This window comes from Faecalibacter sp., assembly GCF_057177045.1.
This window is the reverse complement of record NZ_CM169987.1, coordinates 2,920,988-2,946,046: the sequence shown is the minus strand read 5'-3', so window position 1 is coordinate 2,946,046 and position 25,059 is coordinate 2,920,988. Positions and strand designations below refer to the sequence as shown.

Annotated in this window: 19 protein-coding genes, 2 tRNA genes and 1 riboswitch; of the genes, 4 read left to right on the top strand and 17 right to left on the bottom strand. The window is 33.9% G+C overall.

All coding sequences use genetic code 11. The features are described from left to right. Window positions 1–17 precede the first annotated feature (17 nt). The 6 genes from AC1QSP_RS13740 to mtgA all read right to left on the bottom strand — a co-directional run bounded on the left by AC1QSP_RS13740 (window position 18) and on the right by mtgA (window position 4,517). Window positions 18–88, bottom strand: a tRNA-Gln gene (locus tag AC1QSP_RS13740). Window positions 89–118: 30 nt separating this feature from the next. Next, window positions 119–189, bottom strand: a tRNA-Gln gene (locus tag AC1QSP_RS13735). 198 nt (window positions 190–387) lie between these two features. Next, complete coding sequence (locus tag AC1QSP_RS13730; protein WP_484079163.1) at window positions 388–1,428, bottom strand: hypothetical protein; 1,041 nt, start codon at window positions 1,426–1,428, stop codon at window positions 388–390. A 70-nt stretch (window positions 1,429–1,498) separates the two neighbouring features. Beyond that, window positions 1,499–2,083 carry a xanthine phosphoribosyltransferase gene (xpt, locus tag AC1QSP_RS13725; RefSeq protein ID WP_484079162.1) on the bottom strand — a complete coding sequence of 195 codons (585 nt, stop codon included), beginning with the start codon at window positions 2,081–2,083 and terminating at the stop codon, window positions 1,499–1,501. Window positions 2,084–2,159: 76 nt separating this feature from the next. Next, window positions 2,160–3,692 (bottom strand): glutamine-hydrolyzing GMP synthase, encoded by a 1,533-nt coding sequence (gene guaA / locus AC1QSP_RS13720; RefSeq protein ID WP_484079161.1) that lies wholly within the window; start codon window positions 3,690–3,692, stop codon window positions 2,160–2,162. Between the two features lie 150 nt (window positions 3,693–3,842). Beyond that, the gene (gene mtgA, locus AC1QSP_RS13715; protein WP_484079160.1) at window positions 3,843–4,517 is read right to left on the bottom strand and encodes a monofunctional biosynthetic peptidoglycan transglycosylase; all 675 of its coding nucleotides are present in this window, start codon (window positions 4,515–4,517) and stop codon (window positions 3,843–3,845) included. Window positions 4,518–4,713: 196 nt separating this feature from the next. Here mtgA and AC1QSP_RS13710 point away from each other — a divergent pair, with 196 nt between their 5' ends. From AC1QSP_RS13710 to AC1QSP_RS13700, 3 genes are read left to right on the top strand one after another with little or no spacing between them, the layout of a single operon-like run. Beyond that, window positions 4,714–5,361, top strand: coding sequence for a hypothetical protein (locus AC1QSP_RS13710; RefSeq protein WP_484079159.1), 648 nt, complete (start codon window positions 4,714–4,716; stop codon window positions 5,359–5,361). Window positions 5,362–5,410: 49 nt separating this feature from the next. Then, on the top strand, window positions 5,411–8,914 hold the full coding sequence (locus AC1QSP_RS13705) for a hypothetical protein (protein ID WP_484079158.1): 3,504 nt from the start codon (window positions 5,411–5,413) through the stop codon (window positions 8,912–8,914). An 11-nt stretch (window positions 8,915–8,925) separates the two neighbouring features. After that, complete coding sequence (locus AC1QSP_RS13700; protein WP_484079157.1) at window positions 8,926–9,435, top strand: hypothetical protein; 510 nt, start codon at window positions 8,926–8,928, stop codon at window positions 9,433–9,435. Between the two features lie 64 nt (window positions 9,436–9,499). On the opposite strand, the gene purD is transcribed toward AC1QSP_RS13700, so the two are convergent. The 6 genes from purD to AC1QSP_RS13670 all read right to left on the bottom strand — a co-directional run bounded on the left by purD (window position 9,500) and on the right by AC1QSP_RS13670 (window position 15,832). After that, window positions 9,500–10,753: a phosphoribosylamine--glycine ligase gene (gene purD / locus AC1QSP_RS13695; protein ID WP_484079156.1), complete on the bottom strand. Its 1,254-nt coding sequence runs from the start codon at window positions 10,751–10,753 to the stop codon at window positions 9,500–9,502. Window positions 10,754–10,801: 48 nt separating this feature from the next. Further along, window positions 10,802–11,149: a four helix bundle protein gene (locus tag AC1QSP_RS13690; protein WP_484079155.1), complete on the bottom strand. Its 348-nt coding sequence runs from the start codon at window positions 11,147–11,149 to the stop codon at window positions 10,802–10,804. A 28-nt stretch (window positions 11,150–11,177) separates the two neighbouring features. Then, window positions 11,178–12,689 carry a bifunctional phosphoribosylaminoimidazolecarboxamide formyltransferase/IMP cyclohydrolase gene (gene purH, locus AC1QSP_RS13685; RefSeq protein WP_484079154.1) on the bottom strand — a complete coding sequence of 504 codons (1,512 nt, stop codon included), beginning with the start codon at window positions 12,687–12,689 and terminating at the stop codon, window positions 11,178–11,180. 85 nt (window positions 12,690–12,774) lie between these two features. Continuing rightward, window positions 12,775–13,335 carry a phosphoribosylglycinamide formyltransferase gene (gene purN / locus AC1QSP_RS13680; RefSeq protein ID WP_322970662.1) on the bottom strand — a complete coding sequence of 187 codons (561 nt, stop codon included), beginning with the start codon at window positions 13,333–13,335 and terminating at the stop codon, window positions 12,775–12,777. A gap of 171 nt (window positions 13,336–13,506) precedes the next feature. Further along, window positions 13,507–14,007: an FKBP-type peptidyl-prolyl cis-trans isomerase gene (locus AC1QSP_RS13675; RefSeq protein ID WP_484079153.1), complete on the bottom strand. Its 501-nt coding sequence runs from the start codon at window positions 14,005–14,007 to the stop codon at window positions 13,507–13,509. 145 nt (window positions 14,008–14,152) lie between these two features. Then, the gene (locus tag AC1QSP_RS13670) at window positions 14,153–15,832 is read right to left on the bottom strand and encodes an AAA family ATPase (protein WP_484079152.1); all 1,680 of its coding nucleotides are present in this window, start codon (window positions 15,830–15,832) and stop codon (window positions 14,153–14,155) included. Between the two features lie 102 nt (window positions 15,833–15,934). Between AC1QSP_RS13670 and AC1QSP_RS13665 the strand changes: the two genes are divergently transcribed. Then, the gene (locus AC1QSP_RS13665; RefSeq protein ID WP_484079151.1) at window positions 15,935–16,150 is read left to right on the top strand and encodes a zinc-ribbon domain-containing protein; all 216 of its coding nucleotides are present in this window, start codon (window positions 15,935–15,937) and stop codon (window positions 16,148–16,150) included. Window positions 16,151–16,202: 52 nt separating this feature from the next. Here the strand turns inward: AC1QSP_RS13665 and purM are convergent, their stop codons facing one another. The 5 genes from purM to AC1QSP_RS13640 all read right to left on the bottom strand — a co-directional run bounded on the left by purM (window position 16,203) and on the right by AC1QSP_RS13640 (window position 25,033). Beyond that, window positions 16,203–17,195, bottom strand: coding sequence for a phosphoribosylformylglycinamidine cyclo-ligase (purM, locus tag AC1QSP_RS13660; RefSeq protein ID WP_484079150.1), 993 nt, complete (start codon window positions 17,193–17,195; stop codon window positions 16,203–16,205). An 83-nt stretch (window positions 17,196–17,278) separates the two neighbouring features. Continuing rightward, window positions 17,279–18,781, bottom strand: a complete 1,503-nt coding sequence (purF, locus tag AC1QSP_RS13655; protein WP_484079149.1) for an amidophosphoribosyltransferase — start codon at window positions 18,779–18,781, stop codon at window positions 17,279–17,281. 21 nt (window positions 18,782–18,802) lie between these two features. Continuing rightward, complete coding sequence (purC, locus tag AC1QSP_RS13650; RefSeq protein WP_322970671.1) at window positions 18,803–19,525, bottom strand: phosphoribosylaminoimidazolesuccinocarboxamide synthase; 723 nt, start codon at window positions 19,523–19,525, stop codon at window positions 18,803–18,805. A 588-nt stretch (window positions 19,526–20,113) separates the two neighbouring features. Continuing rightward, window positions 20,114–23,824, bottom strand: coding sequence for a phosphoribosylformylglycinamidine synthase (locus AC1QSP_RS13645; protein WP_484079148.1), 3,711 nt, complete (start codon window positions 23,822–23,824; stop codon window positions 20,114–20,116). Between the two features lie 97 nt (window positions 23,825–23,921). Then, window positions 23,922–24,020, bottom strand: a riboswitch (purine riboswitch). 302 nt (window positions 24,021–24,322) lie between these two features. Continuing rightward, window positions 24,323–25,033 carry a LuxR C-terminal-related transcriptional regulator gene (locus AC1QSP_RS13640; protein ID WP_484079147.1) on the bottom strand — a complete coding sequence of 237 codons (711 nt, stop codon included), beginning with the start codon at window positions 25,031–25,033 and terminating at the stop codon, window positions 24,323–24,325. Window positions 25,034–25,059 lie beyond the last annotated feature (26 nt).

Sequence of the window (25,059 nt, the reverse complement as noted above, 5' to 3'; positions counted from 1 at the left end):
AAATGTTTAAAATTTTGTAGACCCACAGGGATTCGAACCCCAACTAGCGGCACCAAAAACCGATGTGCTACCGTTACACCATGGGTCTATTATATTTTAAACTTGCAAAGAAAACTTGTAGACCCACAGGGATTCGAACCCCAACTAGCGGCACCAAAAACCGATGTGCTACCGTTACACCATGGGTCTATGTCTTAATTGCTGTGCAAATATAGAAAGGTTTTTTAATTCACCAAAACAAATTTTAATGAAATTAGGCTAAAATAGGCGACTTAAACCTTAATTGATTGAAAATGAATTTTAAAAATTTAATATTTTTTTCTTAAAAAAATAATGTGAGATTTCTCTTTTTAAAAAAATCTCACATTATTTCGATTAATCTACTAATTAATGGATATAAATTGCATTACGCAACGAATGATAAATATCTTGTGTAACCAATTGAATGTTTCGATCTTCTGTAGTTATGACGTTAGACCATACAGTAGATTTAAGATTTGCAGATGACAATATATATTGATCAACTATTTCATTGTTTAACTGCAATGATTTATCAGCCATCTTCACATGAGCAGAATAGTTTATAATATTATTAAGTTCTAAATAATTGATGGTTTTATTTTTTAGAACTTCATCAAAATGATCTAACATAGCTGTCGTAAAGTTTTTAGTATTAACTTGTCCAAATCCTTTTGTATTATTAAATTCTACTTCATAAGAATTATGAATAACATCGTTAATTACAGCACCATTTTGGAGATGTTTTTTAACAAATGATTGATGATTCATTTGATCGACACTTAAATTTACAATTAAATCACTTTGCGCTTTATCGTCCGTAATCTCGATTAAACGATCATTATTCTTTTCAATGATTTGTTTAAAGTTTTTAATATATTGTTTGCTACCTTTTGTATTATTAACTAAAAGATAAATTTTTGTTTTTGCTTTTTCAATTGCTTTGTTAATATCGGCATCGAGATTTAAACTATTGTTTAAGTTTTGAGCTTTATTCAATGCTTTATAACTTACAATAGCATCTAATTTTTCTGATGAATCATTATATTTTTTCCCAACTTGATAATAAAAGTTTGCTAGTTCATTTTTTATCTTATTTAGCTGTTCAAACTCTGGGATATTATATTTTTTATCAATTGATTTTAAGACTAAATTTCTCTTATTTATTCCTTCAATCAAATTATAAACTTGATCAGCATTCTTAAAATCTTCTTGATGTAAAGATTGAATCTCTTCTAAATCACGTAAATTATTAATATGCGTCGCTTGTTCTAATTTCACGAATTCAGATTTTGTTTTAAAAATATTATAATCCATCAAAGCTGATTCAAATGAAATTTGGTTGATTGGATCTTGAGCTGATAAGTGTATTGAACCCAATAATAAAATCGATAGTAGTATTTTCTTCATTGTATAGTGTTTTTATTGAGTAAGATAACCAATTAAATAAATAAAAAGCACTATTATTAGTGCTTTTTTTTTATTCTTCATCTACTGTATGAACAAACTCTATTGAATTTTCACTTAACCAATCAATGCGTACCAACGATTCGACACGTACCCCTTGATCCATTAATCGACCACGACCTTCTTGAAAAGATTTTTCAATGATAAAGCCCATTCCCATTAGATTTGCTCCTGCTTGTTTTATTAAATCTCTTACGCCCAATGCAGCATTTCCATTTGCTAAAAAGTCATCGATGAAGATAACATTATCCCCTTCTCCTAAGAATTGATTGCTTACACAGACATCATACGTACGATCTTTCGTAAAAGAATAAACTTGAGTTGCATAAAAATCTTGCATGGTTTTAGGTTTTGCCTTTTTCACAAAAACTACTGGTAATTCCAATTCTAGCCCCACTAAAATGGCAGGTGCTATTCCGCTGGCTTCAATGGTGATTATTTTATTAATATTTAAATCTGAAAAGCGTTTGACAAACTCAGCTGCGATACTTTTCATAAGAATAGGATCCATCTGATGGTTGATAAAACTGTCTACTTTTAAAATTCCACCATCGAAACTTTTTCCATCCTTTAGAATACGTTCTTTTAAAAGTTCCATTACTGCTATATTTAGTTTTTAAAGTTTACAAAGAAAAAAGTCAGCACGAATGCTGACTTAAGATAACTATTTTTATTTATTCCCACTCAATAGTTGCTGGTGGTTTTGAACTAATGTCATAAGCCACACGATTAATACCCTTCACTTCGTTAATGATTCGGTTAGAAACCAATTCTAAGAATTCATAAGGTAATTTAGACCATGTAGCCGTCATAAAATCAATCGTATTGGCTGAACGCACAACCGCTGTATATTCATATGTACGCTCATCTCCCATTACTCCAACAGATTTTACGGGTAATAACACCACAAAAGCTTGAGATACTTCGTCATATAAATTATGTGCATATAACTCGTCGATAAAGATTTGATCGGCTTCTTGTAAGATGCGTACTTTTTCTTCGTCCACTTCCCCTAACACTCGAATTCCTAATCCTGGTCCTGGGAATGGGTGACGGTATACTAATTCGCGTGGAATACCTAATTCAACTCCTACTTTACGTACTTCATCTTTAAATAACTCACGTAAAGGTTCTAATAATTGAAGTTTCATATCTTCTGGTAATCCTCCTACATTATGATGTGATTTGATTGTTGCTGAAGGTCCTTTAACCGATTGAGATTCGATTACATCTGGATAAATTGTTCCTTGGGCTAAGAAAGATGCATCATCAAATTTCTTCGATTCTTCATCAAATACAGCCACGAAATCACGTCCAATGGCTTTACGCTTCGCTTCTGGTTCATCGATTCCTTTTAAACTATTTAAGAAACGAGCTGACGCATCTACCATTTTGATGTTCATGTTGAAGTGTTTCCCGTAATTTTCCATTACTTTCTTTCCTTCATCCTTTCTTAATAATCCTGTATCAACGAAAATACACGTTAATTGATCTCCAATTGCGCGATGAATTAACACTGCTGCAACCGATGAATCTACTCCACCAGAAAGTCCTAAGATAACTTTTTTATCTCCAACAACTTCTCGAATACGCTTGATTTCTGTTTCAATAAAATCGGTTAATACCCAATTTTTCTCTGCTTTACAAATGTTAAAAACGAAGTTTTCTAACATTTTAGAACCAAATTCAGAGTGTGTAACTTCTGGATGGAATTGAACTGCGAATATATTTTTTTCTTCGTTTGCTAAAGCGGCAATATCAATATTTGATTTTCCTGTAATTGTAAAACCAGTTGGCGCTTTTACCACCTCATCAAAGTGGCTCATCCAAACAGTAGATACTTCAGGAACATCAGTAAATAAACTGTTTTGTGCTAAAACTGTTAATTCCGATTTTCCGTATTCACCTTTTTCTCCTTTCTTAACTTCTCCACCTAATAAATGTGAAATTAATTGCATCCCGTAACATATTCCTAAAACAGGAATACCTAATTCGAATAATTCTTTTTCTACCAAAGCAGCTTCGTCTCCAAATACTGAAGATGGTCCACCTGATAAAATAATTCCTTTAGGATCGTGTTTTTTGATTTCTTCCACAGAAGTGTGGTAAGGGATGATTTCAGTATAAACTCCGAATTCTCGAATTCGACGGGCAATTAACTGATTATATTGCGAGCCAAAATCTAAAATGATAATTCCTTGCGTCATTGTGTTTGTCTTTGCGCAAAATTACATTATTTATACGTTTTATTAAAATCAATTTACAAATAAAATCGTAGAATATCGAATGCATATCAATTGGATTGAAATGAAATAATTAAACTAAAAAAGGCCTGAAATACATCAGACCTTTATCTTTTATTGCTCACCGATCGCTTCAGCTAATCCTGGAGAACCTTGAATATTTCGCATTTGTCTTTCAATATGTCTTGCTCTCGAACTAATATACGACGAAGGTGGATTGACATTGTATTTTCTTGGACTAGGTAAGGCTGCAGCAATACGTGCTGCCTCATTTTTTGTTAAATCTTTAGCCGGCTTATTAAAATAATATTCAGAAGCAGCTTCAATCCCAAAAACTCCAATTCCCATCTCCGCGACATTTAAGTACATTTCTAAAATTCGTTCTTTTCCCCAAATTTTTTCAATCATAAATGTAAAATATGCTTCTAAACCTTTTCTAACATATGAACGCCCTTGCCAAAGAAATACATTTTTAGCAACTTGCTGAGAAATGGTAGAACCTCCTCTTAATTTTTTTCCTTTTTGATTATGCTCAAATGCTTTTTGAATTCCATCCAAATCAAAACCATTATGTGTCGGAAATTTTTGATCCTCAGATCCAATCACTGCTAATTTGATATTCTTCCCCATTTCATCACTTGAAATATAATCACGTTTGAACTTATTTTGTTCAACCATTTGAGTAATTTGAGTAATGGTGATAGGAGGATTAATCCATTTTAAGGCAACAATATAAAGCAAATGACCTACAAAAATGAATAGAAAAATCTTTCGAATAAATTTAAACATTGTACTAGCTATAATTTGAAATCAAATTTAATTGAAATATTATATTCCTTCCAATTTTATTCTTTAATAAATACTTTTAAAGATTTATTTATTCCTCTATTAGTTTAAATACACAATCCTTTTAATTTTAACATTTTTATTTTTAATAACTACCTATTATGATGTAATTTAGTGTACCAACCTAAAAGCAATCCGTATGAGAAAAATTCTACAATTTTTCAATCGTACCTATATCTTCTATAAAACCGATAAAAAAAGATTCATTTTTTGGATGTTTTTCTTATGCGGGATTGCTTATTCTCAAATGATTTTCCAAGATTCCAATTTTATTGTAGTTGATACAATTGATATTGAAGAAAATAAATCAACTGTGATTATCACAGTAAAGAATGACGCCAAAATTTATATTACAGAAGGTACAGTAACTTCAAATTTTAACGAAGAAACTCTACCATCGGAACATATCGTTTATCTACGAACGAATTCCATCACAGAAACTTCTATAGAACACCCTTTTCCTGAGGAAAATCGTATTGTTACTGAAAAGACTACGTCTAAAACTATTTCAGAACAAATAACAAAAATTCCAGAACCTCAAGAATCTGAAAAATTTCAATCCATACCTTATCGTAATCCATTTGGAATTTATAAAAATCCATTTCCTGTTGTATGTATTATAAACTATATATCGAATAATACACAAGCAGATCAAGTGACCTTGAATTTAAATTTTCCTAAGGCCTACGAATACATTTATAAATCCATTGCGTATTCTTATATTTTTAATACTTATTCAAAATATATCTCCACGATTGAAATTCGTTCACCCGCTCTATTTATTTAATTAATATTTCTACTACCCACTCAAGATGTATTAATTAAATAAAAAAATTATGAAAAATATTTTACAAAAGATATTTCTCTTTTTCGCTCTACTCCTATTTGGTTGGGGGTATGGGCAAATATGTATATCTACAGATATACAAAAAATAGCTTTTGAAGATACCTATACTGGTATCAATGCTAATATAAATTCTCTAACACCAGGAGGAACTGGAAACGATGCTGCCCTATCATCAAATATTCAAAATATTCATGATAATGATTTAGATACCTTTTTTTTATTAGAATCCTCTTTACCTAAAAATTCTGGTTCTACAATTGATCCCAACTATGAGCCAGGAACTTTAAATGCTAATTTTTCGGTAAACAACTTAGATATAAAAAACGGTGAAATTGTATATTTAAAAGTTGGAGAAGACAATCGGTTTGGTGGAACTCTTAGTTCAACTGCTGCCACTATAACTTATACAATAACTGCATATAAAGGCAGTACTAGTTTTAACATTAATCCTGTAAATTCATTAACTAGTATATCAAGTCCAAGAACTGGGACATTATCATTTACTGCTCCGGACGATATCGATAAAATAACCGTGGTTGTAAATGCATCTAAACCTTTTAATGGAACTGCTATAAATATACTTCCACAAAGTAGATTACAAATCCAATTTTATGGCATATATGTAAATCCATTATGCGAAGAACAAATAATAAATAATTGTAATCAAGAAGTTAATTTAATCAATAGTAATTTTGATAACCAACTAACAGCATCAGGTTCAAATATATTATCAAATGCAAATAATGTCTTAAATGATAATTTAAATGATGCATATACTTTTTTAATTGATGGAGATTTAACAATATCTAATACTAAAGTTTTTTCTGGAGGTCAATACGTCGCTTTTGAATTACAAGAATCTAGCCTTTTAGATCTTGGATATAATTATAGAATTGAGACTTTAATCAATGATTTAGTAATTGAATCTAAAACATTTTCTAATGCTGGAATTACCTTAGCTGCATCAGGTAAGAGATCTTTAGGTTTTTCTACGACACTACCTTTTAATAAAATTAGAATAAATGGTACAGTAGTCGGTGGTGCAACGGTTTCAATATATAGAGCATTTATTATAGAAAATTGTACTCAAGATTATATTTTAGATTGTAATACCAATACACCAATCATTCAAAATAATTTTTCTGCAATTATTAATAGTGAACGATCTGGAAATTCTGCCTTACTTACTACTGGTAACATATACGAGAACCCTAATAATGTTGTGGATAATAATCCTGATAATTATGCAACTATCTTTGCGGCGGCTGGAGCTGCTGCAACTAGTAGCATCGCGGTTAAATCTTTAGGTCAAACTTTTCCTGGAGGATATTTTGCTGGATTTTTAGTTGAAAATTCAAATTTAGTCAATTTAGATTTATTAAATAATATCCGTATTAAAACGTATCGCAACGATGTTTTAATTGAATCAGCAGAAGGTAGTGCTTTAGGTCTTAATTTACAGCTTCTTCCTGGAACGAATAAACGAGTTGTAGGATTTAATACGACTGAAGGAAATGCATATGATTTTGATGAAATTGTTTTTGAAACATTTTCTACTGCAGATGTATCTTTAGGAGTGACTAATATTTATCACGCAATTATCCGAAAAAATTGTTTTGGACCAGACTTAGTATGTAATACGGATACACGCGTGTCTCTACCAGAATATCCTGTTTCAATATCAAGTCGAACTGGAATTAATGGACTTGGTGTTGTAGGGCAAATTAATAATGCAGATAATGCATTAAATAGTGATCCTAATTCTTATGCATCAATATCCATTACTGTAGGAGCAGGAGGTTCTGCTAATTTTGCAGTTGAGACAGGAAATCAAATATTTGATGGTGGTACTTTTGCTGGATTTGAAGTTGAATCTACGAGTTTATTGGATGTTGGTTTATTAAATGATATAACAATCAATACCTATCTGAACGGAACTTTACAAGAATCTTCGAACTCTGGAAATTTATTAATAGATGTTGGAGCCATTGGTTCAACACCAAAAGCTATTATAGGTTTTGAAACGACTTTACCATTTAATGAAGTTGAATATCGTATGGAAGTTACTGTAAATATTGATTTATTAGGAGAAACACGTATTTATAATCTTGTACTGAAAAAATTCTGTGAACCTTCAGAGCCTTTAGTATGTAACGATTTAAGAACCTTAAAAGAGCAAGAATTCCCTATTTCAGCTTATACTAAGGTAAGCTCAGCAGCCAATGTGAGTTTGATCGGAGATTTAGTTCAAAATATCGGATATCTATTGGATAATGATACGGACAACTTCGTAACTTTAAATCCAACAGTTTCGGCATTAACTGAACTTACGATCGGGGTAAATAAAGCAGGTCTTCCATTTAAACCTGGCACATATGCCGAATTTGAAGTTCAATCCTCTAATCTTATTGATGCATCCTTATTAAGTAATTTCTCTGTTCGTTTAATCAATAAAGAAGGTGAAATTGTTCAAACCATAAGCAGTGACGCATTACTTTTAGGGGTTGGTTTATTCCAATTTGGAACGCAAGAAACACAAAAAATCGGATTTAAATCAACAGTTGAATTCAGTAAAGCCGAATTGGTATACAATATTCCAGTCAATGCAACTTTGGGTACAACTAGAATATATCGTTTCAATGTGATGGAAACTTGCCCAATTGAATTGGTATGTAATGATTCAGACCCTATCACTACGGTTGATCGTCCTGTTATTATTAATGCAATTAATACCGGTACAGCTGGATTAGCATGTGTTGGATGTTCAGTCAATAACCCTGAAAACTTAATTGATGGAGATCTTACAAATTCTACTCAATTAGTGGTTACGGCTGGTGTGGCTGCGAGAAGTGCTGTTAGTGTAAAAGACTTAGCTAATATTTATCCTGCAGGTTCATCAGTTGGATTCGCAACTTCAGAAGCAAATCCAATTCTAAATGCAGATTTATTAAATACAATTCGTGTAACAACTTATTTAGACGGTGAGGAAGTGGAATCCGTTAGTGGAGCAAGTTTAATTAATTTAAATGCTTTATTTATTCAAATCTTTCCACAAAATCAAGTGTATGGGTTTAGAACAACTTCTAAATTTGATGAAGTTCAAATTTCAATCGGTTCATTAGCAAGTTTAATTAATGTAATCGACTTAAGTTCATTAGTTATAAGCACTCAAGGTGCCAACGATCCTGACTTAGATTTTGAATGTCCAACGGATATCTGTGTCAAACCTGGAAATACAGAAGGACCTGGTGTTCCAACCCTAACAGGTATTTCAACGATTCAAAAACCACGCAGTACTTGGCCAAATGATATTCCAAATGGATTTATTGCTTTAGATTCTAAAAACAAAGGAATGGTTATTTCGCGTGTTGCCAATACCGATGCAATTGCAACTCCTCTAGAAGGAATGTTGATTTATGACGTATCTGCTAATTGTGTAAAATTATACAATGGTACGACTTGGAAATGTTTAGAACAATCGTGTAACGAATAAAATTAGAAATCATGAAAAAGTTATTCTATATCATCGTCTTCATGGGTGGAATTGCAAATGCCCAAGTAGCAATTGGGAAAGAAGATGTAACCAATGAGTCAATACTATTAGAATTTGACGATAACGAATCCAATACGCTTGGAATAATCTTACCATCTGTTTTGGATGCAAGTTCGATTACAGCACAGAATGGAACCTTCTTATTCGATGTGGCTACAAAAAAAGTACGCATGTATGAAAACAGTGCATGGAAAGATTTATCTGCTGTTGGTGATGATAGCGCGGTTATCATTGATCCATCCAGTGAAAATACCAATTCAACTGGGGTAATTTTAGGTTCTGACACCACTGCAACATCCGGAGTATTCGTATTAGAAGCAACGGATAAAGCCATGGTATTGCCTAAAATTGCTAATCCTCATCTTACGGTTGAAAGTCCGTATGCTGGAATGATGTGTTATGATACTGTGAGCAAATCATTAGCGGTATTTGATGGAGCCAATTGGAATTATTGGAAATAATCTGAAGAAAAAAAGCCACCCTTTTAGGGTGGCTTTTTAAATAATATAAACCTTTAAAATTTGATTAAATCACACCGATGTCAGTTCGGTAATATTCAAAATCAAAATTAATTTTCTTAATATTTTCATACGCAATTGAACGAGCGTCTTCTAATGAATCCCCTAACCCAACTACGTTAATAACGCGTCCTCCTGAAGTGACCATTTGATCGCCTTCTAATTTTGCACCTGCAATAAAGTTAGGACATTCCACTTTTTCTAGTCCTCTAATTTCAAATCCTTTGTCATAGTTACCTGGATATCCTCCTGAAACCATAACCACACAACAAGCTGATTGATTTTTGAACTCTAAATTGAAATCTTCCCCATTAATTGATTTGTTAACTGCTTCATATAAGTCAGTTTCTAATAAAGGTAAAGTCGTTTGTGTTTCTGGATCCCCCATGCGTAAATTATATTCTAATAAATAAACGCCTTTTGGTGTAATCATTAAACCAAAGAAAATCACTCCAGCAAATTCTAATCCCTCTTTGATTAAACCACATTTAGTTGGTTCCATAATCTCTTCTTCAAACATTTTGAAATGTTCTTCTGTAAATAATGGATTTGGAGCAATTACTCCCATTCCCCCTGTGTTTAAACCTGTTTCACCTTCACCAATTTTCTTGTGATCTTTGGCTGAGATAAACGGAACTATTTTTTTTCCGTTAAAAAAAGACAAAATTGATGCTTCAAATCCTTCAAGGAATTCTTCGATGACAACTTCATTTCCAGCCTCTCCAAACGTTTTATCTTCCATAATTTCATCCACTGCTTTCTCAGCTTCTTCTAAATTTTGGCAGATAATTACCCCCTTCCCTGCTGCTAAACCAGAAGCTTTAACAACAATAGGAAATTCTTGCGTTTGTAGATATTCTTTTGCTAATTGTGAACCTTGGAAATTTTTATATACTGCTGTTTTTACGCCATATTTTGCCATAAAATCTTTGGCAAACGCTTTTGAAGCTTCCAATTGTGCTGCTGCCTTATGCGGACCAAAAACGGCTAAACCTTCGGCATGAAAAAGGTCTACAATACCTTCAGCTAATTCCGCTTCCGGACCTACAAATGTTAAGTCCATTTGATTGTCTTTGGCGAAATCTTTCATTGCGTCTATAGAAGCTAATGAAACATTTGTTCCGATTTGTGCTGTTCCTGCATTTCCAGGTGCAAAAAATAGTTCAACCGCCTCACCTTTTTGTTTAAAGTCTTCGGCAAATTTCCATCCGATCGCGTGTTCACGGCCACCTGAACCTATAATTAATATTTTTGTGTTCATTGTTTGTAATTTTAATGAAAAGTGAATAATGAAAAATTAAAAATTTAATTACGAATTCATTTTTGAAGTCTTGATTGAGCTTACAAGCATAGCGATTAATTCTAAATTTAAACTTTTAAGTTTTTGATAAATATTTAATTCGATAATTTCAGCATCTTTCAGTAAATCTAACCAATACAAAGTTTCATTTGCTTCTTTTAGAGCAATACTCATTTTATTGATAAAATCTTTTTTTGACTGACCGAATTCAGCTTCACGTATTAAAGCTCCTACGGATGTCCCTGATCTTAAGATCTGTCTTCCCAGAACATATTCATTTTTATGATGAATTGTTCTTGAAAGTTTAATAATCTCTAAGGCAAAACTATAACTTTTATCTTTTAATACATTTTTCACTTTTCGATTTTCATTAATAATTATAAAATTAATGCATGAAATGTCTCATCCCTGTAACCACCATTGGAATACCTTGTTCGTTACAAGCTTGAACTGAATCTTCGTCTTTGATTGAACCTCCTGGTTGAATGATGGCTTTGATTCCGTTAGCAGCAGCAAAATCAACTACATCACGGAATGGGAAAAAGGCATCAGAAGCTAATACTAAATCATCTTGTACTTTTTCTTTTGCACGCTCAATGGCTTGTTGAGCAGCCCAAATACGATTGGTTTGACCTCCGCCAATACCGTATGCTTGTCCATTTGTAGCCACAACAATTGCATTGGATTTTACCCATTTCACAATTTTTTGTGCAAACACTAAATCGGTCATTTGTTTTTCCGTTGGTTGAACTTCAGTCACAACTTTTAAATCGGTAGAAAATTGATTATCAGTTGACTGAACGATTAATCCACCATCCACTTTTACGTAAGTCACTTTATCCGAAACTGGATTATTTACTTTGATGATACGTACATTTTTCTTTGCTTTAAAAATCTCTAATGCTTCATCTGTAAAGGCAGGAGCAATTACAATTTCTAAGAAAATTTTATTTAATTCTACAGCTGTTTTACCATCTACTTCTTTATTGAAAGCGATAATTCCACCAAAAATAGACATTGGGTCACACTCATATGCTTTTTGGTAAGCTTCTACTACAGTATCTCCTATAGCTACACCACAAGGCGTTGAATGTTTCACTGCACAACACGTAGTTTCTTCAAATTCTGCAACAACTTTGTAGGCTAAATCCATATCGCGAATATTGTTGAAAGAAAGTTCTTTTCCTTGTAAATATTCGAAATCTTTCATTGCACCATTTTTCGTTTTATCAACGTAGTAAGCAGCCTTTTGGTGTGGGTTTTCTCCGTAACGTAAGTCCATCACTTTTTCGTAAGAAGACTCTAAGAATTGAGGGAAATCTTCCTCTAATAAATACGTAGAAATCGCTGCATCATATGCTGATGTTAAATTGAAAACTTTACCTGCACATAATTTACGAGTCTCGATTGAAGTGGCACCATTTTCACGAATTTCATCCATTACTTTTTGGTAATCGTTCACATCTGTGACTACAGTTACATCATAGAAGTTTTTCGCTGAAGAACGTAACATCGATGGACCACCGATATCAATAAATTCAATCATTTCAGCTTCAGATAAACCGGTGTTCATCTTTTCAAAAAATGGATATAAGTTAACGATCACAATATCGATTGGATTAATTCCATGTTCAGCGATGGTTGCCATATGTTTTTCGTCTGAACGACGAGCCATAATTCCTCCATGAATGGCTGGGTGTAAAGATTTCACACGCCCATCTAAAATTTCAGGGAAACCTGTAACATCTTTTACTTCTGTTACTTCAATTCCATTTTCTTGTAAATGTTTGTACGTTCCACCTGTAGATAGGATGCTGTATCCTTGTTCTACTAAAAATTGAGCAAATTCTAATAAATTCGATTTATCAGAAACACTAATTAGCGCTTGTTTTTGCATTTTGTTTAGTTTTTAAAGTTTATTTGTTTGTTTTATAATCTGGAAATGAAAATGCCTCAAAGACACGTGTCCATGAGGCATTATATTATGCTTCGCTTAATTGCTTGATTGCCTGGATTAAGATTTGGCTTTCCACTTGCGCCACCTTTCGTTGTAAATCCGCCACTTGGTCATTTGGCTCCACTTCGAACGTGCCTTGAGTAATAATTTCACCTTCATCTACCCCAGCAGTTACAAAATGTACTGTAGCACCCGAAATCTTCTCACCTGCATCTATCACAGCTTGATGAACTTTGGCACCATACATTCCTTTTCCTCCAAATTTTGGTAATAAAGAAGGATGAATATTGATCATTTTATTTCCCCACTTTGCAGTAAATTCTGGAGATAAAATAGTTAGAAACCCTGCAAGAACAATTAAATCAATTTCTTCATCGATTAAGTTATGTTCGGCATCTTCAGAGAAAGTTTTGCGATCTAAGACATAGGTTCTAATGTCTTTATCTAATGAACGCTCGATGGCATAGCAATCACGATCTGTCATTACCATTGAAATTTCAACATTTGGTAATTCGCCTGATTCAATCGCATCGATTATATTTTGGAGATTTGTTCCGCCACCGGATACAAATACGGCTATTTTCATTCGTGTCTTTTGTGTGTAATTTTGTTGGGCAAAGATAAGATTTAACTTCCATCTAAACCCAATAATTTAACCTAGAATTCATCATGAATTAACAGAATCTTAAAGGTTAAATCATAAACACAAATAGGAGAATGAAAAAAGGCTATTTCATTATGAAATAGCCTTGATATTTTAGTGAGCTTCTGTTCCGTCAGCACCATGAGCATGTCCATGTGCTAATTCTTCTTCCGTTGCTGGGCGTACATTTAAAATTTCAACGTCAAATTCTAATGTCTTTCCAGCCATTGGAGGATTTAAATCAGCAATAACAACTTCATCCGTTACTTCTACAACTGTTGCACGAAATTGGTTTCCTGTATTGTCTGTTAAGGGTAAAACAGCTCCAACTGGTGGTAACCCAGATTCTTTGAACATATCTAAAGGTAATTGAGCAATTGCTTCTTCTACACGTGGTCCGTAACCTTCTTCAGGAGAAATCACAAATGATTTTTTATCTCCAGCTTGTAATCCTTGTAATTCTGCTTCAAATTTAGGAATCATCATTCCAACTCCATATAAGAAGTTTAATGGCTCTTGAGCATTTGATTGTTCAACAAATACTTTTTCACCATTCGCTTCAATGGTATGTAATGAGTAGTTTACAGAAACTACATGATTGTTTTCTATAGTCATAATTGTAAAATTGTGGATCGAATTCATGATCCATTAATATTGGTGAATAAATTCACGCCTAATCATTTTCAATTTACAACAATTATTCCTTTTAAAATTTCTGACCTAATTTGGCAGAGTTCTCAAAACAGCTGACAAAAAAGGTCTAGTCGATGAATAATAACGCTTTTTTAATATCCTCATAACTGACATTCCCCCCTAAGAAGTCATAAATCGGTTTAAGCATTTTGTTTTCTTCGTATTCAATTTCACTCAATGCTAATCTCACTTTTGCAATAATGGTATCTGATGGTTTGTATTTTGAGTAATCCAAATCCGGTTCAATCGCTTTGATTTTACCGATATGATCAACAATCACTGAACTTGTTAAACCTCGTTTTTCAGCAATTTCATCCAATGTTAATCCTTCTCTTACGTACTCTAAGGTAATTTCAACCGTTGATTTCTTTTGCCCCTTCTCTTTCGTTTTATTCTTTTCAATATTTTTTGCGATTTGCTTTTTATCCAATGTGCCTCCCGAATAGCGAATAAATGAAGCCCAAGAATCTTGTAATTCTTTTTCATCTAATTTTTCATCAATCAATTGGGACAACTCTTGGAAGCGGCGATCAGCTTTCATGGCTAATCCGTCAATTTCTAGAGCCGTTTGATTTAAACCGTGTAAGGTTAGCGAATTTAAATCACGTAAACGCGATAAAGCGACATAGCCTTGTCCCTTTTCGAAAGCTTTGGATAAATCAATAAAGGCAGAATCCAAGGTCATCCCTTGTGATTTATGAATCGTAATTGCCCAAGCCAAACGCAATGGAACTTGTGTAAAGGATGCTAAAGCTTTCCCTCCTTCATCTTCAATAGCCCAAGTTTCAGGTTTGGCAATAAAGAATTCACCATCTAATGATTTGATAATTGGCTCCTCTTTATCCGTATAGCCTGATACGGTTCCTATCGTTCCATTTACAAAACCAACATCAAAATTATTTCGAACAAACATAACTTTAGCTCCAATTTTAAGCTCTAAGATTTCATCCGCCAATACTGATTTTTTCAAGACCTCAACTAACGCAGGATTACCAGCTACTTTTGCCTCAAAAACCTTTGCTGAACTATCGATACTATGCAATTGGCCCTTATTGATACGATCCACATCCATATTATGTGTATATAAGCGTGTTTGTGAGTCGATTTCGTCCGGAAAATATTCAATTCTCGATTCTAATAATTGAAGCGTACGATCTGAAATCATTCCAGAACGAATTTCATTTAAAATATCATTTAAGGCATTATTGGTTTGACGATATTGTTCCGTTAAATAACAAATATGCACTTTGGATTGTACCCATGCATCCGACATAAAGCAAAATTTATCTCGCGATTCTTCCCATTCCTCTCCAATGGGTGGCAGCTGGAAAAAATCTCCAGAAAATACCACTTGGACTCCACCAAATGGTTCGTCGTTTTGCTTGAAAAATTTAAGTACATAATCTACAGCATCCAACTGATTACGATGCAACATGGAAATCTCATCGATAATTAAGACTTTTACTTTATCCATCTTATCACGGAAATATTTCTTATCCCGCAATGAGGCTAAATAACGATCAGAGACGTAATCTTTTATTCCAATACCCGCCCATGAATGAATGGTTTGTCCATTCATATGCGTTGCTGCAATTCCAGTAGAAGCGGTGATTGCCACGGGAACTCCATGCTGTTTTAAATATTTGATGTATTGATTTAAAACATACGTTTTACCAGCACCTGCAGAACCTGTTAAAAAGACATTTCGACCAGATTTTAAAATGGCTAAAGCTTTTGATTGTTGCATAATTTCTATTGGAATTTATTGGAAAGTAGATTAAAATGCGAAGATAAGGAAAAGTAAAGATTGAGAATAGAATTTTGTAAATTAGCCTAAAACCTATTGCATATGATATTTATTGGAGGAATAACGCAAAAAGCAAAAACATTGAATCAAGGATTTTTTCAATGTCCAATTTGTCAGCAACAAAGACAATATATTCATCGTGAATATAGAAATTATGTTTCCTTATTTTTCATACCGATTATCCCAATTAATAAAACTGGAGAAGATGTGACTTGTACTTATTGTAAAACTGCAATGCCTACACATGTATTAAAATAAAAAAGCCGAATAAGCATTACACTTATCCGACTTTCTTAAACTATTTAATCTACTATTTCAATATAATCTTGGTAGAACCTTCTTGAATTTCTCCAATTACGGCACTTCCATCAATAATATTCAATACTTTTTCAGCGTCGGCTTGGTCCACAATTACAACCATTCCAACACCCATGTTAAATGTTCCGAACATCTCATCTTCTGCAATGTTTCCACGTTTTGCTAATTCTTGCATTACCGTCGGAACGTTGATTTTATTTTTTTCGATAACAGCACATAAACCATCGTTGATGATACGAGGTACATTTTCATATAAACCTCCTCCTGTAATGTGAGCAATACCTGTCATTTCGATTCCAGCATCCTTAATCGCGAAAATATCATTTTGATATAATTTTGTTGGAACTAATAAGGTTTCGAATAACGGTTTACCTTCAAATTCTTCATTGAAATCTGGGAAGATTTTGCGCACCAATGAAAATCCATTAGAATGGAATCCACTTGATGGTAAAGCAATAATTACTTGTCCTGCTTTGATTTTTGAACCGTCGATGATTTCATCACGTTCTACTACTCCTACACAGAATCCAGCAACATCATAATCTCCTACTTGGTACATTCCTGGCATTTCTGCTGTTTCTCCACCAATTAAAGCCGTTCCTGTTTCTTTACACGCAGCAGCAATACCTCCAACAATTTCAGCAGCGATATCAGAATCTAATTTTCCACACGCTAAGTAATCTAAGAAGAATAATGGTTTAGCTCCGTGACATAAAATATCATTGGCGCACATCGCGAAACAATCGATTCCTACGGTATCATAAATTTTAGAATCTAAAGCGACTCTTAACTTTGTTCCGACACCATCCGTACCTGAAACTAAAACTGGATTTTTGTATCCACCCAATTGGTAGAATGCGCCAAAACTTCCGATTCCGTTTAAAACATTCGCATTATGCGTTTCAGAAACTGCTTTTTTTATTTTCGATACTGTTTGGTAACCTTCTTCCTTGTCTACCCCAGCTTGTTTATATGTGTTGCTCATTTTTTTGTTGTATTAGTGTAAAATGTATGATGTATGATGAATACATTTTACATTAGACTTTTTACATTTTACAATTATTCGATCTAACAGCAAGAATTCGATTCTTCTTGATTAGTTAGATGACTATAATTGACAGGATATTTTTCTGTAAAACATCCAAAACAATGGTTTCTACTTCCTAATAATTCCGCTAAATTGTCTACAGATAAGAAATCTAACGAATCCACATCCAAGTAATCTTCCACTTCCTTGATTGATTTGTTTCCTGAAATCAAATCTGCTTTTGTGGGCATATCAATTCCTAAGTAACAAGGGGCGATAATTGGTGGTGATGCTGAACGGAAATGAATTTCTTTCGCACCTGCTTCTTTTAAAATCTTAATTAATAATTTCGAAGTCGTTCCACGGACAATCGAATCATCTAAGACCACTAATCGTTTTCCTTTGATACGATTTGCAATTGGATTCAATTTTAAGTTCACGACACGTTCGCGCATTTCCTGCGTAGGAACGATAAACGAACGCGACATGTATCGATTTTTAACTAAAATTGGTTCGTATGGAATACCTGAAGCTTCTGAATAACCGATGGCAGATGGAATACCAGAATCTGGTACACCGATGACTAAATCAGCTTCAATTGGAGATTGTTCGTATAATTTACGTCCAGATTCTACACGTAAATCATAAATTTCTTTTCCTTCGATATTCGAATCAGGACGAGCAAAATAAATGTACTCAAACGCACAAATATTCTTTTTTGATGGTTGATTTAATGAATATGAATGCAATCCATCTTGGTTAACAACAACGATTTCTCCTGGTTCTACATCGCGGATAAATTCTGCTCCAACAGCATCTAAAGCACACGTCTCTGAACTGAACACATAAGCATCTCCTATTTTACCCATGCATAACGGACGAATTCCATTGGGATCACGGAATGCCGCCAATTGATTGTTGGCTAATATTAAAACAGAATAAGCACCTTTAATTTTTTCAGTTCCCTTTTGAATGGCTTCTTGGATTTCTAAGTGCGAATATTTTTGGATTGAACGTAAAAGAACTTCTGTATCCGAAGTTGCTAAGAAAGGTAATCCTTCTGCTTCTAATTCTTTTCGTAATCCATCCACTTCAATTAAATTTCCGTTGTGTGCGATCGAAAAATGAGGTTTACCGTAAATATTATACGTGTATAAAGGTTGAATATTACGACGGCTACCATCTCCTGCAGTGGTATATCGTGTATGTCCGATAGCTGCATTTCCTTGGTATTCCTCGATTTCATCCTCCATCGTTTTAAACACATCTAACACTAATCCCGCTTTTTTGACTGTCTTTAGATTACCATCTTTTAAGAAAGTAACCCCACAAGCCTCTTGTCCACGATGTTGTAAGGCAAATAAACCAAACTGAGTGATAGAATATGTATTGATGTTGGTTGGTGAATAAATTCCGAAAACTCCGCATTCTTCATTCACCGAGTCAACCGTATCAGCTGCATATTTTTTCAGAATATTACGTTCGTAAAATGCTGTTAAATACTGAGCCTTTAATTGACTTTTGTATGATTTCTTCGTAATCATTTTTTATAGCGCGAAAGGTGGTTATTTTAAAACTTCAGAAAGACGGTTGTATACTTCGTGGTAAGCCTCAGATACATCACCTAAGTCACGACGAAAACGGTCTTTGTCTAATTTTTTTCCAGTTTCTACATCCCATAAACGGCATGTATCTGGTGAAATCTCGTCTGCTAAGATGATGTTTCCATCCATATCTTTACCAAACTCGATTTTGAAATCGGCTAAAATTAATCCAGCTTTTAAGAATAATTCTTTTAAAGCCTCGTTAATTTTATCTGTTATAGCGTATAATTCTTTTAATTCTTCATACGTCGCTGCACCTAATAAAACGGCATGGTGATCGTTGATTAACGGATCGCCTAATTCGTCTTTTTTGTAACAAATGTCGAAAATGGTTACCGGAGATTTAGCGCCTTCTTCTAATCCTAAACGTTGTGCCATAGATCCTGCAACGTAGTTACGAACAACCATTTCAATTGGAATAATGGTTACTTTTTTCACTAATTGCTCACGATCATTTAATTGTTCGATGAAGTGTGTTGGGATTCCTTTTTCAATTAAGTAGTTGAAAATTAAAGTCGAAATCTTGTTGTTCATTTCTCCTTTGTCTTCTACTGTCCCACGTTTTTGAGCATTGAAAGCTGTTGCATCGTCTTTGTAGTATACGATTACTTTGTCTGCCTCTTCTGTAGCGTAAACTTGTTTCGCTTTTCCTTCGTAAATGAATTCTTGTTTTGTTAAGCTCATCGTTGCTGTTCTTGTTGTTGTTTGTTGTTTTTGGTTTTGTTTGAAATGAAAAAGTCCACTTCGGTGTTTGTTGTTGTTTGTTTTGAAAGATAACTTGTTCAGGGTTATCTCCTTTTTGTGTGTTGGATCAGTTGCTTGTTCAGGGCATTTGATCAGTGTTTTTGTGTGTCATTAAAAACTTGTTCAAGGTTTTTAATGATTTGATTTCAATTGGTTCAGGATTGAAATCTGTTGTATTTGCTCTGATAAATCTGAGCAGTAGTGTTGTTTGTTCTTTTTTTAGTAGTGAGATATTAGATGTTAGTATTTAGATCTCTTCAATAATCGTCAGTTCGAGTGTTTCAAGTCCTTGACAAAGGATTTGAAATGTATCGAGAACTTAGACGATTAACTTGTTCAGCTTCTCATCTATATCTTTCACTTTTTAGGATGAAATCCTGTACTTCGACTTTGCTCAGTAACAAGTTCAGGATGACTCAACCTTATTATTTCAATGATCATTCTGTATTTAAAAAATCTGTTTAGATTCTTCGACAAGCTCAGAATGACAATCGTCTCAATTCTAACTTCTAGCTTCGAAAAAACTATTTAATTTCCTCTAAAATACTTCACAGCATTCGCGAAGATGTTCATATAGCTTACGCCGGGAATGTTTTTGTATAAACCTTCTTCGTAACGCTCAGGATGTCCCATTCTTCCATAAACTTTTCCACAAGGAGAAACTATTCCTTCCACTGCGAAAGTTGATCCATTTGGATTATAGGGCATTCCAGCTGCTAATTCACCGTCTAAATTCACAAACTGTGTTGCAATTTGTCCGTTAGCTATTAACTTTTGTAATTCGACTTCATTCGCTACAAAACGACCTTCTCCGTGAGAAAATGGAATCCAATATTCTTGTCCTTCCATTCCTTGTAACCAAGGGGAGTGCGATTTGTTGACACGTACTTTCGCTAATTGCGTGATGTGACGACCGATTTCGTTAAACGTTAAAGTAGGAGTATCCTCTTCTAACGTTTGGATTCTACCGTATGGTAATAATCCCGATTTGATTAAGCCTTGGAATCCGTTACAAACGCCTAAAACTAATCCGTCACGATCTAATAACTGATGAATCGCCTCTTTTATTTTCTCGTTACGTAAAACTGTTGCAATAAATTTTCCTGATCCGTCTGGTTCATCTGCTGCAGAGAATCCTCCTGGAACGAATAAAATATTGGCTTGGTTGATTTCATTGACAAAAGCTTCAACCGAATCCTCAACATCTTGTTTCGTTAAGTTCTTGAATGGAATCGAAGAAACAACTGCTCCTTCTCTTCGGAATGCTTTTGCTGAATCGTATTCAGAATTTGTACCAGGGAAGATTGGAATGAAAACACGTGGGTTTTCAACTTTCACTTTCGCAGTTGCAATTGGTTCTTTTGCGACTAACGATTGATCTTCGATTGTACCTTCTGATTTTGTTTTATAAGGGAATAACGAATGGAATGTATTTTTCCATTGTTGTTTTAATTCAACTAAGTCGATTGTTTCACCGTTAATGACAAAAGATTTTTCTGCTTGTGTCGTTCCTAAAACTGCATAGTTTGCTTGGATGGACGCAGGAATTTCGAAATCCGTTGTATGTTCGATGATGATTGCTCCTGGGTAGTATTTTGCTAAATCTAAATCAGAATTAATGGTGAATCCGATTTCGTTCCCAAAAGCCATATTCGCTAATGTTTCAGCAATTCCTCCAAATTTCACGGTCATCATTGCTTTTACGTTGGTACGATCTAAAGATGAAATGAAGGTGAAAATTTCTTTTACATTTTCTGCATCTAATAAGTAATCTTCGTTTTGTGTTGGAACGAAAACTGAAATTTTAGAATTGGGTTGAGCGAATGTACCAGCAACAATTTGATCATCTGTTGAAGGCGCTACGGCAAATGAAATTAACGTGGGTGGCACATCAATATCCTGGTAAGAACCCGACATAGAGTCTTTTCCTCCAATCGCTGGAATTCCGAATTGGCGTTGTGCTTCAATGGTACCCAAAATTGCTGCAAATGGTTTTCCCCAACGGGTTGCTTCGTCTCTTAACTTTTCAAAATATTCTTGGAAAGTTAAACGAATATCTTCGTATTTTGCTCCAGCTGCGACAATTTTCGTCATCGAATCCACCACTGCGAAATAACCTCCGTGGTAGTTTGACCAACGAGAAACCATTGGATTAAATCCATAAGACGCAACAGAAACTGCATTTGTAAATCCGTCTGTTGGGAATTTTTGTACGGAAACATCTTCTGGCGTATCCATAAATTGACCACCAAAAGCATTTAAAATTGTAGAACGTCCCACATTGTTGTCGAACATCTCTACCATTCCTTTTTGAGAGGCGTGATTCAATTCTTGCATCATTGCTACAAACGCTTCTTTATTGAAAGGTTTGTTCTCAAAAGGATTTATATTTTCACCGTTCGTAACTTCCACTTTCGCTTGTTTACGAACACCGTTTGTATCTAAGAATTTACGATTTAATTCAACAATTTTAGTTCCTTTCCAAACTAAAGTCATCGTATCGTCTGCTGTTACTTCTGCTACACAAGTCGCCTCTAAGTTTTCAGTTTTAGCTAAAGCGATGAATTTCTCCACGTCTTTTGCTTCTACTGCAACCGCCATACGCTCTTGTGATTCAGAAATCGCTAATTCAGTTCCGTTAAGCCCTGCATATTTCAATGGAACTTTGTCTAAATCGACATTGATTCCACGTGCAATTTCTCCGATCGCTACAGAAACCCCACCCGCTCCAAAGTCGTTACATTTTTTGATTAATGCTAATACTTCTGGATTACGGAATAAACGCTGAATTTTACGTTCAACAATGGCATTTCCTTTTTGTACCTCAGCCGATAAATCGTCTAATTTTAATCCGTCGTGTGTTTTTGATGAACCTGAAGCTCCTCCTACTCCATCACGACCTGTTGCACCACCTAATAAGATGATTTTGTCTCCTGCAACTGGCTCTTCACGGCGAACATATTCTTTTTTTACTGCTCCAGCCACAAAACCAACTTCCATGCGTTTTGCTTTGTAACCTTCATCGTAAATTTCTTTCACGAATGTTGTTGCTAAACCAATTTGGTTTCCGTAAGAACTGTACCCATTTGCTGCTTCTTTCGAAATTTTACGTTGTGGTAATTTACCTGGTAACGTCTCTTCAATTTTTTCTAATGGATTTGCAGCTCCTGTAATACGCATGGCTTGGAAAACGTAAGCACGACCACTTAAAGGGTCACGAATTGCTCCACCCACACATGTGGAAGCACCACCATAAGGTTCGACTTCTGTTGGGTGATTATGTGTTTCATTTTTGAACTGTAATAACCAATCTTCTTCTACGCCGTCCACAGCAATTGGAACAACAATAGAACAAGCGTTGATTTCTTCTGAAACATCAATATTTTTTACCACACCAGTACGCGATAAATATTTCCCCATAATCGTTGCTAAGTCCATCATACGAATTGGTTTCGTAATGCCTAACTCTTCACGGATTTTTAAGTAATAATCGTACGTGCGTTGTAAAGTTTCATTGAATTGAGAATTAAACTGTACGTCTGTAATTTCAGTTTCGAAAGTCGTGTGACGACAATGATCTGACCAATAAGTGTCTAATACTTTTAATTCTGTATCGGTTGGATTACGATCGATCGATTTGAAGTAATCTTGGATGAATAATAAATCATCCATCTCCATTGATAAACCGTATTGATTGTAGATTTCTTTTAAACCTTCTTCGTTGGCCGTTGTAAATCCTTCGATAATGGGCACCTCAGTCGCTTCTGGGTTTGTTCCAATTTCTAGTTTATTTAAATCTTTTACACGAGATTCGATTGGATTAATTAAGTATTCTTGTACTTTTTGTACATCCTCTTTCGATATATCATTATTAAAGACATATAATAAACCTGATTTTACCGTTACATTCTCCACGTTCATCAACACTAAACATTGCTCAGCTGAATCGTCGCGTTGATTGTATTGCCCTGGTAAAAATTCTGTTGCAAAATAGTTTTGTGTTTGCGGAAATGAATTGTCTAAAACTTCATTCAAATCAGTATAAATAATATCCGTTACAGGATCTGCAAATACGTTATTTTGAGTCAATTGCAACTCATTTTCAGTAATACCAAATAGGTCATAAATAACAAAAACCTTGCACACAATTGTAGGTACAAGGTTTTGTAATTCTATCGTAGTATTCTGACTAATAACGTCAAAATTAAGTTTTTTCTGAATGAATAGTCGTTTGTTCATTGGTGTGTTTGTCTGTTGTTTGGTTTCATATCTCCAACATGTGTATCTACATCAACAAACAAATACTTTTTCTGAGAAGGCGGTTCAGACCTCGGTAGTAGAAAAAAAATTCATTTGTAGTGGCAATTATTTACGGTCTGCCGTAGAGACGCTCAACCTTATTATGAGCTATACAAATGTTGTAAACTTTAAAAACTAAATTCACCTCTTTAAAAGTGAAGTGCAAATTTAAAAATTAAAAACGGAATAAACCAACTAAAATTGAAATAAAAATCAACATTTATGAGTGATTTAAAATTTCACGCGAGAGCGCTAAATAAAAGAAATGCAAGTTTGGAATTCAACTGATTCATTTTATTCAAATTCCGTTCGTTTTCATTTCATTTTTTATAGTCTAAAGTTCATTTTCTTAAATGAAATTGAATCTTTCTTTTCTTGAATCTATAGATAATTTAAAATGTTTCTATGTTCCAACGAAGAATTAAAATATCATTAATTTTAAAATTCCGCGAAACTTAAGCGATGAATCAGCTCTAAAAAGCTTGAAGCATTCGTTTTATTTAAGATATTTTTACGATGGGTATCAATCGTATATTTACTAATGTTTAATTTATCTGATATTTCAGCACTATTCATTCCTGCTTTGATTAATGTTAAGATTTCGAATTCACGATTCGATAGATTATAACAGTTATCCGAATCAATGTAAATCCCTCTAGTTTTATCAAAAATCTTATGATCATTTGCCGGACGAACTTTATAATCCTCCACAATTTGATGCGTAACTAAAGTTTTACTTAAATGTCCTTGGGTTGTCACTTCAATCGCTTGACATTTTTGTTGAATCGTAATCACCTCTCCATTAGCTTTTACAATACGATAAGTGTAAGTAAACAAGAATTGAAAATGTTGATTAAACATTAATTGATTGGTAATCTCTAAATCCTTTTCCTCACACTTAAAAAAATAATCCAAATCATCTGGATGAATAATTTTAATCAATTGATCCAAATTAAAGGTTTTATTATCGTAGCCGGTAATGGTCTGGAAGGCATTGTTTACAAATGCGATTTCATTTTCTACACAATCATAAATAAAGTAGTAATTATCAATTAAATCAGGCTGAAGAGGATCAGTCTTTTCATTCATTTTGGAACTTTGCTTTTGAAAAAGCTCTTGCCATTTTTCATTTTCAATCTTTTTCGCCATAATTTTTAAAGTTTATACCCATTATT

Coding starts and splice junctions, on each gene's coding strand:
- AC1QSP_RS13670 (WP_484079152.1), bottom strand. CDS start 15,832: ATGCAACAATCAAAAGCTTTAGCCATTTTAAAATCTGGTCGAAATGTC.
- AC1QSP_RS13640 (WP_484079147.1), bottom strand. CDS start 25,033: ATGGCGAAAAAGATTGAAAATGAAAAATGGCAAGAGCTTTTTCAAAAG.
- AC1QSP_RS13710 (WP_484079159.1), top strand. CDS start 4,714: ATGAGAAAAATTCTACAATTTTTCAATCGTACCTATATCTTCTATAAA.
- xpt (WP_484079162.1), bottom strand. CDS start 2,083: ATGGAACTTTTAAAAGAACGTATTCTAAAGGATGGAAAAAGTTTCGAT.
- purH (WP_484079154.1), bottom strand. CDS start 12,689: ATGCAAAAACAAGCGCTAATTAGTGTTTCTGATAAATCGAATTTATTA.
- AC1QSP_RS13665 (WP_484079151.1), top strand. CDS start 15,935: ATGATATTTATTGGAGGAATAACGCAAAAAGCAAAAACATTGAATCAA.
- AC1QSP_RS13730 (WP_484079163.1), bottom strand. CDS start 1,428: ATGAAGAAAATACTACTATCGATTTTATTATTGGGTTCAATACACTTA.
- purC (WP_322970671.1), bottom strand. CDS start 19,525: ATGAGCTTAACAAAACAAGAATTCATTTACGAAGGAAAAGCGAAACAA.
- AC1QSP_RS13645 (WP_484079148.1), bottom strand. CDS start 23,824: ATGAACAAACGACTATTCATTCAGAAAAAACTTAATTTTGACGTTATT.
- AC1QSP_RS13700 (WP_484079157.1), top strand. CDS start 8,926: ATGAAAAAGTTATTCTATATCATCGTCTTCATGGGTGGAATTGCAAAT.
- AC1QSP_RS13675 (WP_484079153.1), bottom strand. CDS start 14,007: ATGACTATAGAAAACAATCATGTAGTTTCTGTAAACTACTCATTACAT.
- AC1QSP_RS13705 (WP_484079158.1), top strand. CDS start 5,411: ATGAAAAATATTTTACAAAAGATATTTCTCTTTTTCGCTCTACTCCTA.
- purF (WP_484079149.1), bottom strand. CDS start 18,781: ATGATTACGAAGAAATCATACAAAAGTCAATTAAAGGCTCAGTATTTA.
- purD (WP_484079156.1), bottom strand. CDS start 10,753: ATGAACACAAAAATATTAATTATAGGTTCAGGTGGCCGTGAACACGCG.
- purN (WP_322970662.1), bottom strand. CDS start 13,335: ATGAAAATAGCCGTATTTGTATCCGGTGGCGGAACAAATCTCCAAAAT.
- guaA (WP_484079161.1), bottom strand. CDS start 3,692: ATGACGCAAGGAATTATCATTTTAGATTTTGGCTCGCAATATAATCAG.
- mtgA (WP_484079160.1), bottom strand. CDS start 4,517: ATGTTTAAATTTATTCGAAAGATTTTTCTATTCATTTTTGTAGGTCAT.
- purM (WP_484079150.1), bottom strand. CDS start 17,195: ATGAGCAACACATATAAACAAGCTGGGGTAGACAAGGAAGAAGGTTAC.